The 6,319-nt window shown below is 71.3% G+C and carries 6 protein-coding genes; 3 read left to right on the top strand and 3 right to left on the bottom strand.

Annotated elements, in window-relative coordinates; all coding sequences use genetic code 11:
- Positions 1–89: 89 nt before the first annotated feature.
- Positions 90–1,208 (bottom strand): alpha/beta hydrolase, encoded by a 1,119-nt coding sequence (locus tag ACIP82_RS37530; protein ID WP_400660247.1) that lies wholly within the window; start codon positions 1,206–1,208, stop codon positions 90–92.
- Positions 1,209–1,374: 166 nt separating this feature from the next.
- Here ACIP82_RS37530 and ACIP82_RS37525 point away from each other — a divergent pair, with 166 nt between their 5' ends.
- Together ACIP82_RS37525 and ACIP82_RS37520 are read left to right on the top strand one after the other, a co-directional pair.
- Entirely contained in the window at positions 1,375–2,322 is a 948-nt protein-coding gene (locus ACIP82_RS37525; protein ID WP_363615152.1) for a hypothetical protein, read from the top strand.
- 405 nt (positions 2,323–2,727) lie between these two features.
- Positions 2,728–3,333, top strand: coding sequence for a hypothetical protein (locus tag ACIP82_RS37520; RefSeq protein WP_400660245.1), 606 nt, complete (start codon positions 2,728–2,730; stop codon positions 3,331–3,333).
- Between the two features lie 264 nt (positions 3,334–3,597).
- Here ACIP82_RS37520 and ACIP82_RS37515 read toward each other — a convergent pair whose 3' ends face one another.
- Both ACIP82_RS37515 and ACIP82_RS37510 read right to left on the bottom strand, forming a co-directional pair.
- Complete coding sequence (locus ACIP82_RS37515; protein WP_400660243.1) at positions 3,598–4,092, bottom strand: hypothetical protein; 495 nt, start codon at positions 4,090–4,092, stop codon at positions 3,598–3,600.
- Positions 4,093–4,226: 134 nt separating this feature from the next.
- Positions 4,227–5,009 carry an isoprenyl transferase gene (locus ACIP82_RS37510; protein WP_400660241.1) on the bottom strand — a complete coding sequence of 261 codons (783 nt, stop codon included), beginning with the start codon at positions 5,007–5,009 and terminating at the stop codon, positions 4,227–4,229.
- A 385-nt stretch (positions 5,010–5,394) separates the two neighbouring features.
- Here ACIP82_RS37510 and ACIP82_RS37505 point away from each other — a divergent pair.
- Positions 5,395–6,319 (top strand): serine protease (locus tag ACIP82_RS37505; RefSeq protein ID WP_400660238.1); only part of this gene is annotated, 925 nt, incomplete at its 3' end.

Raw genomic sequence — 6,319 nt, 5'->3', positions numbered from 1 at the left:
ATCCGCTCATCCGCAGGCGACTTGACCTGCCCCACCCTCGCCACACCACAACCAACGAGACACCGACCACAAAGTCACCGGCATTGGCCCTAGGCGGACTGAGGCTCCGTCAGGTGGCGGCCCAGCCACTCCAGTGCCGGCGGGATCTCCCTGGTCCAGGTGTGGAAGTTGTGCCCACCGGTGTCCAGGGTGATCGTCGACAGCTTGGTCGGTGCCTTGAACGCCCCCACCATGGCCTGGGTGCCGGCGTAGTTGTTCTCGTCGTAGCTGGTGGCGAGCAGCAGCGAGACGGGGGCGGCCGGGGTGTTCTTCAGCCGCCACACCAGGTCGTTCTCCTGCTTCAACTGGGCGTTGCCGCCGAACAGATCGCCGGTGGTCTCGTCGATCGGCGCGGTGTAGTAGCCGGAGAGCGAGATCGCCGAGCGGTACGCGTCCGGCTTGCGCAGCGCGAACTTGAGCGCGCAGTAGCCGCCGGTGGAGTTGCCGATCACGGCCCGGGAGGAGGGGTCGGAGCCGAGTCGGTAGGTGGCGGCGAGCGCCTTGGGCAGGTCGCTGGTGAAGAAGGTCTCCACCTGCGGGCCGCCGGGGATGTCCATGCACTCGGTGTCGCGGTTGCCGGAGAGCGTCGGGCGCATCAGCACGAGCACGGTCGGCGGCAGCTTCTTCTGCTCGATCGCGGTCAGCGTGGACGCCGGGTACTGCATCAGCGAGATCAGCTTCTCCGCCGAGCCCGGGTAGCCGGCCAGCACCAGCGCCATCGGGAACCGCTTCTGCGCGTACTCCGGCTGGAAGTACTGCGGGGGCAGGTAGACGTACGCGTCGCTGCTCAGACCGCTCGCGGCTCCTTTGACGGCGACCTCCTGGATCAGTCCGGAGCGGTCCCGGGCCGAGCCCTGCGCCGAGTACATGCTCTTCTCGGCCGTGACGGCGAGGGCGGCACTGGGCTGGTGGTCGACCACCGTGCCGGGCTTGCCGTTGGTGCCGAGCAGGTCGCTCCAGGAGCTGTAGAAACCGAAGTAGCCGTTGGCGATCAGACCCATCGCGACCAGGACCGCGATCTGGGTGGCGAAGAACGCGCCGAGCCGGCCGGCCCAGGGCTTCCAGCCCCGGCCGCCGAATCTCGGCCAGAGCCACATCGTGGCGGCGAAGGCGGCGATCGCGAGGACGGAGGAGATGATCTGCAGCGGAAGTCCCGTAAGGCTGAGCACGAGCCCGATCGTAGTTGACGGCGAGGAGCGTTCCGTGCGCCGCGTATGCGCCCCGCACGCGCTCCCATACGCCTCTTGCACGCCCCGTTGACCGGGCCCCGTCCGCTCGGGATCATGTCGGCGGGGGCGTGCACGCTGCGCGCATGAGAGCTCACCGGGGGCGGTTATGAAGTCCATCACCAAGGCAGGCCTGGCGGCCGGCACCGCGCTGCTGCTGGCGGCCTGCTCCGGCGGAGGCGCGACCACGACGGCGGACCAGCAGCCCACCGGCGCCGTCACCGCCACCTCGTCGCCGAGCCCGACGCCCACGCCCACCCCGACGCCCACACGGCCGCCGTACGGTCCGGTGCTCGCCCGGTACGTCGACCCGGTCAACGCGGCGCTCGCCAAGCTCACCTCGGCCACGACCACCGACGCCATCTCCACCGTCCTGCAGGAGGTGGCCGGCGCGGCGACCACGGCCGGCAGCGGCCTGGGCTACGCGGACGAGCCGGCCAGCGTCACCACCGCCCAGCGCCAGCTGGTGACGGCCCTCACCCAACTCGCCACCGACCTGACCAAGGTCCGCACCGACATCAAGAAGAAGACCCTCTGCGCCGTCCCCTCCGCCCTCGCCAGGATCGGCGAGTCGGAGGGCCTCAAGGCCGTCCCCGCCGCCCTGGCGCAGATGACCGCCGCCGGCTACCCGACCACCTTCGCCCCGCCGCAGTTCCCGCAGCTCCAGACCCGCTCCCTCGACAACGGCGCCATGGTCCGCGAGGGCCGCCTCCGGGGCTCGGGCGTCTTCAAGGTGGACAACGGCGGCAGCGCGGACGCCGTGGTCTCCCTCGCCCAGAAGGGCAAGTCGATCCACTCCGTCTACGTCGGCAAGGGCAAGAAGGCCTCCATCGAGGGCATCGAGGACGGCACCTACGAGATCTACTTCTCCGGCGGCGTCGACTGGGACTCCAACCTGAAGGCCTTCACCCAGAACTGCGACTTCAGCAAGTTCGACGACACCCTGGAGTTCGAGACCGGCCGCACCTACACCTCCTGGTCCATCACCCTCCAGCCGACCGTCGGCGGCAACGCCAAGACCAGCGACGTCGACGAGAACACCTTCCCGACGCCGTAACGCCCCGACGCCGACACGAACGGGCCGGCCGGCTGCGGGAGCTCGGCCGAGAGCTTCGCGTGATCGTCTCGGAGTTGACCGATCTGCCGCCTGACCTGCGACAGAGGGCTGAGCGGTTCCTGGTCCCATCGGGTACTGACGCGGATCCACGGGTGGTCGAGTCGGGCCCACAGCAGTGGACGCCGGGCGCCGTCGCGGTCCGGGACGCTGTCGGGACTACGCCGACGGCACCGAGTTGGGGTTCACCTGTCTTCGCTCTCCGGTGGAGACGCGCGTCAAGTCGTCCTGAAGTGACTGACGGAGGCCGCAGACCGGGCAAGCCGGTCTGCGGCCTCCGCGCGTCTGCCTCGGTCCGCCCCGTGCGATCATGTCGAACCGGTTCAAGGCGAGGGGGGACTTGCCGCGATGGTGGATGGCATCCGGGCGGAGGGCGGGCGCGTTGGGGACGGGCCCGCGGACGTGGTCGTCGGCATCGTGCCGGGGACGTACGAGGAGGCGGCCGGGAGCCGGGGCCGGGGCTGGGGGTGTGTGCTCGTCAGGTGCGGGCTGCCGGCGCCGGCGGGTGTCACGGTGGTCGCCGGCTGCCTCGCCATCTGGGCCGGGCTGCTCAGCAGCCCGTGGCGGGACGACCCCGACCACGTGGACGACCCGCGGGCCTGCGCGCCGTCCACGGTGGAACTCGGTGACGCGCTGGCGCACTTCGGCCTGACCCTGCCGGACGGGGCCGCGAACGTCCGTTTCCAGTCGGGGCACGGCATGGCCGAGCGGGACCTCACCGTCGGCTTCGACCTGCCGGAGACCGAGGCCAAGGGCTACCTGGTCCGCTCGCACCTGCCGGCCGCGACCCGCCCCGGTGTCTCGATCACCGGCTGCGTGGCCGACGAGCCGTCGCCGGACCTGACCCGGGTGGGCTCGGAGCCGCGTGACGAGCAGTACTGGCAGATCGACGTCCAGGTGGCTCCGGCCGGGCCGGGCATGTCCCGGGTGGGCGTGCGGATCTCGGACCTCTGACGGGCGCCCTCGGGCCCTGCCGGCCGGCCGCGCCGACGACCGCCGAGCCGCCCGGTCGGCGACGCGGGACGATGTCCGCTGGACCGGGTGCGCGGCCGTACCAGGGGCTGACGAACGGTAGGGGAGCGGGGAGATTCCCCGTGGAGCGGAGGACGAAGGCCGACCGTGGTTGCGGGCCCACGGCCGGCCTTCGCGTTCGGGGGCACCGTTGCGGGGTGCACGGGGGTGCCGCGCGCCCGTTGTCCGGGGCGCGGCACGGGTGGCTCAGGGGCCGGGCTTCCAGCGGTAGAGCTGGGAGCCCCAGGTGTAGATGTAGGTTGAGTCGACCCCGAACAGGGCGCTCTTCGACCGGGTGGGCCGACCGGCGGTGTCGGGGGTGAGGGTGGTCGTCACGTTGTAGGCGCCGATCCGGGGGGACAGGCACATCCTCCAGGTGTACCCGTCGGTCGGAAGCTGGACGTCCTCGGCGGGGGAGTTCCCGCCCGGCGTCAGCAGGCTCCAGGCGTAGGTGCCGACCTCCAGCTGGACGTGGCGCTGGACGCACTTCTCCGGCGGCGTGACGGGCGCGGGGAGCGGCGTCAACTGCGCGTAGTCGTCAAGGAATTCACGGTCGGCGGCGGAGGCCGAGGTGGCGAACGGGCCGAGCGCGAGGGCGAGGACGACGACGGGCAGGGCGAGGAGTCGGGGCAGCCGGCGGGGCCTGCGTTCCTCCGGGGCGGCGATCGCGGCGACGGTGAGGGAACGGGGCGGATGGGCCATCGACGACACTTCCTTCCGAAGGAATTGGTCTGGACCGATTCTTCTTCGGAAGGTGATCTCCGGGCTATCCCCGAACTCTGGGATACCGGGCGCGCACCCCGCCCGTCACCTCGCCCCGTCGCCCCGCCTCCGCGCTACTTGCCGAAGCGCCGTTCGCGGCCCGCGTACGAGCGCAGCGCGCGCAGGAAGTCGACGCGGCGGAAGGCGGGCCAGTAGCAGTCCACCCAGTGCATCTCGGCGTAGGCCGACTGCCAGAGCAGGAAGCCCGACAGCCGCTGCTCGCCCGAGGTGCGGATGATGAAGTCGGTGCGGTCCCCGGCCGAGGAGTAGAGGTGCCGGGAGATGTGCTCCTCGTCGAACCGCCCGACCAGCTCGACCGGGTCGCCGCCGGCCGCGAGGTGCTCCTCGAAGGCGCTCTTCACGGCGTCGACGATCTCGCGGCGGCCGCCGTAGCCGACGGCGACGTCGACCTTCAGTCCGCCGCGCCCGGCCGTGCCGGCGGCCGCCTCCTTCAGCACCCGGGCGGTGTCGCCGGGCAGCAGGTCGAGCGAGCCGATCACCTGTACCTCCCAGGGGCGGCCGGTCGCGGAGATGTCCCGGACGGTCTCCTCGATGACCTCGATGAGCGGGCCGAGTTCGTCGGCGGGGCGGCCGAGGTTGTCGTCGGAGAGCATGAAGAGCGTCACGTGCCCGATCCCCGCCGCCGCGCACCAGCCCAGGAACTCCGTCGCCTTGGCGCCGCCCGCCCGGTACCCCTCGCGGACGTCGTCGTGGCCGGCCTTCCGGGCCCAGCGCCGGTTGCCGTCGAGCATGATCCCGACGTGCTGCGGGCGCGGCAGGCCCGCCAGCGTGCTGGCCAGGCGACGCTCGTACACCGCTTCCATCGGCCGGCGGAGCACCAGCGGCAGCAGCCTCATGAACCGTCTCCATCCATCGCGTGAGTCCGCCGTCGACGGTACCAGCGGTTCACCGAGTGTCCTGTCGGCAGCGGGGGTTGGGGTCGGGGTGGCCGGGGCGACCGGGGCGCGCCCGTGGGGAAGGCGCTGTGCGACGCGTCCACGCGCCCCGGCGGGGCGAAGGCCGGGAGGCGCGACTCTCCCGGGCCGGGGTTGTCGGTACCGGCGGTGCGGGTATCTGAAGGTGACGGCCCGTGAGCGGCCGGCCTCCGGGGTCCGCAGGTGCGGAATTTCGGCCGCGAGTTCTGTCTGAACGGTTGCTCTATTGAAGTGGCCATGGCATTTTCGTGCGGCGCGGGCGTCCGTGACCGATCGTGCGCCCCGCCAATCCCCCACAAGGAGAGCCATGTTCAGGAGACTTGTCGCCGTAGCCGGTGCCGGCGTGGTGGTCGCGGGTGCGCTGACCTGCGCCGCCGCCCCCGCCCAGGCCGCTCAGGCGGTGCAGGCCGGCGATCTGACCTCCACCATCGCGCTGAGCAACTGCTCGGCGTCACTGGTGCGTTACCCCTCCTCGGTCGACACCGACCGGGCTCTGATGCTCACCAACGGCCACTGCCTGCCGACGATGCCGTCCGCCGGCCAGGTCATCCAGAACACCAGCGCCAGCCGGAGCGGCACGCTGCTCGGCGCATCCGGTGCGTCGCTCGGCACCGTCCAGGCGGACAAGGTGCTCTACGCGACCATGACGGGCACCGACGTCGCCCTGTACCAGCTGACCGACACCTTCGCGTCCATCGGCACCAAGTACGGTGCGACCGCGCTGACGATCAGTGACACCCACCCGGTCGACGGCTCCTCGATGTTCATACCGTCCTCGTACTGGAAGCAGACGTGGAACTGCTCCATCAACGGCTTCGTCGGCACCCTGCGCGAGGACCAGTGGACCTGGCACGACTCGATCCGCTACAGCTCCGGCTGCAACACCACCCACGGCACCTCCGGTTCGCCGATCGTCGACGCCGCCACCAGGAAGGTCGTCGGCATCAACAACACCGGTAACGACGACGGTGCGATGTGCACGCTCAACAACCCGTGCGAGGTGGCGGCCGACGGCACCACCACGGTGACCCAGGGCCAGAGTTACGGCGAGGAGACCTACTGGTTCACCACCTGCCTCGGCGCCGGCCGCGTCATCGACCTCAACGTCAGCGGCTGCCTCCTCACCAGGCCGGCCGGCAGCGGCGGCGTCACCGTCACCAACCCGGGCAACCAGTCCACCGCGCTGAACGGCTCGGCCAACCTGCAGATCACGGCCACCGGTGGCACCGCGC

Source organism: Kitasatospora sp. NPDC088548 (assembly GCF_044753005.1).
GTDB lineage: Bacteria > Actinomycetota > Actinomycetes > Streptomycetales > Streptomycetaceae > Kitasatospora.
The sequence above is the reverse complement of the archived record's forward strand: the minus strand, read 5'-3'. Positions and strand labels throughout refer to the sequence as shown.

Excerpts from the sequence above, each read along its gene's own strand:
- ACIP82_RS37520 (WP_400660245.1), top strand. The coding sequence starts at position 2,728 with ATGGTGGATGGCATCCGGGCGGAGGGCGGGCGCGTTGGGGACGGGCCC.
- ACIP82_RS37525 (WP_363615152.1), top strand. The coding sequence starts at position 1,375 with ATGAAGTCCATCACCAAGGCAGGCCTGGCGGCCGGCACCGCGCTGCTG.
- ACIP82_RS37510 (WP_400660241.1), bottom strand. The coding sequence starts at position 5,009 with ATGAGGCTGCTGCCGCTGGTGCTCCGCCGGCCGATGGAAGCGGTGTAC.
- ACIP82_RS37515 (WP_400660243.1), bottom strand. The coding sequence starts at position 4,092 with ATGGCCCATCCGCCCCGTTCCCTCACCGTCGCCGCGATCGCCGCCCCG.